This is a genomic window from Janthinobacterium sp. BHSEK, from assembly GCF_056174685.1.
Genome location: NZ_JBWBYV010000257.1, coordinates 1 through 899 on the forward strand (window position 1 = coordinate 1; position 899 = coordinate 899).

General features: G+C 54.8%; 3 protein-coding genes. All 3 read right to left on the reverse strand.

Going from position 1 to position 899, the window contains the following annotated elements; genetic code table 11:
* Positions 1 to 357 (reverse strand): hypothetical protein (locus AC0V2Y_RS28900; RefSeq protein ID WP_475418489.1); only part of this gene is annotated, 357 nt, incomplete at its 3' end.
* Positions 327 to 710, reverse strand: a complete 384-nt coding sequence (locus AC0V2Y_RS28905; RefSeq protein ID WP_475417988.1) for a hypothetical protein — start codon at positions 708 to 710, stop codon at positions 327 to 329. The genes AC0V2Y_RS28900 and AC0V2Y_RS28905, both read right to left, overlap by 31 nt.
* Positions 710 to 899, reverse strand: a 190-nt coding sequence (locus tag AC0V2Y_RS28910; protein WP_475418490.1) for a hypothetical protein, incomplete at its 5' end; no start/stop codon positions are given. The genes AC0V2Y_RS28910 and AC0V2Y_RS28905, both read right to left, overlap by 1 nt.

Sequence of the window (899 nt, forward strand, 5' to 3'; positions counted from 1 at the left end):
TTGAAAAAGAGCGGATTTTATGCTGAATGCCTCTGATCTGCAGGTGCCGAGCATGGTGACTTCCGTGCGCCAGCCACCTGAACATCTTTTGATCGATGCCATGATCGTTCCATTAGGCGTAATCGTGGCGTAACGCTTATCAGTTTTTAGGGGGATGTGTATGGAGTGTTCGGACAAGAAAAAAGCCACTAAATCCTTGATTTTATTGGATTTAATGGCTTTATCGGTACTTCTTTGATGTGTTCTGTGGTGCCGGGAGCCGGAATCGATGCCCGCATATTCATGCGGGGTTGCGGCTATTTGGCGTAAATTTGGCGTAATCGAAATTAATTTTTCTCGCGGTACGATTGTGCCCACGCGATCACCTCCTTGGCATTGTACAGGGGCTGCGCACGGCCCTTTGATGTCGGCAGGCGGATGGCTTTGGGAAACGAGGGCAAGCAAGCCATCTGTTCACGAACCGTACCGGGTTCGCGTTTCAAGTACGCGGCAATCGTTGCAATGTCCCACAGGTCAACGGCCAGCGGAATCGATGGTGCCATCCGCTGGGCGACAGCGTCGGCCAGGCGCTCAATCAGGTCAACGTCGGTCATGTTTTGTTCCCTGGACTGCTTGCCAGTTTTGGTGGTGTGTTGAGTTTCCATATCGTTCTGTTTCTCAGTAAGTGGTAATGCATTCGGAGGCTTGGCGGCGTTGTGGGTGCTCCGCATCACGGACTCCACCACGACAGCCCGGCCAGGGCGGCCGCCAGTGCCACGAATGCCACTGTGATGCTGTGGAGGTAGGGCATCGGTTCGACGCGGCCGTGGCGTCGTTTTGATGGCTTGTCGAGTGACGCGCTGATGGCCGCGATGGCTTTGTCTTCGCGCCGATCGACCTGGTCGGCGAGGTGCAGTTCC

Excerpts from the sequence above, each read along its gene's own strand:
- AC0V2Y_RS28905 (WP_475417988.1), bottom strand. The coding sequence starts at position 710 with ATGCGGAGCACCCACAACGCCGCCAAGCCTCCGAATGCATTACCACTT.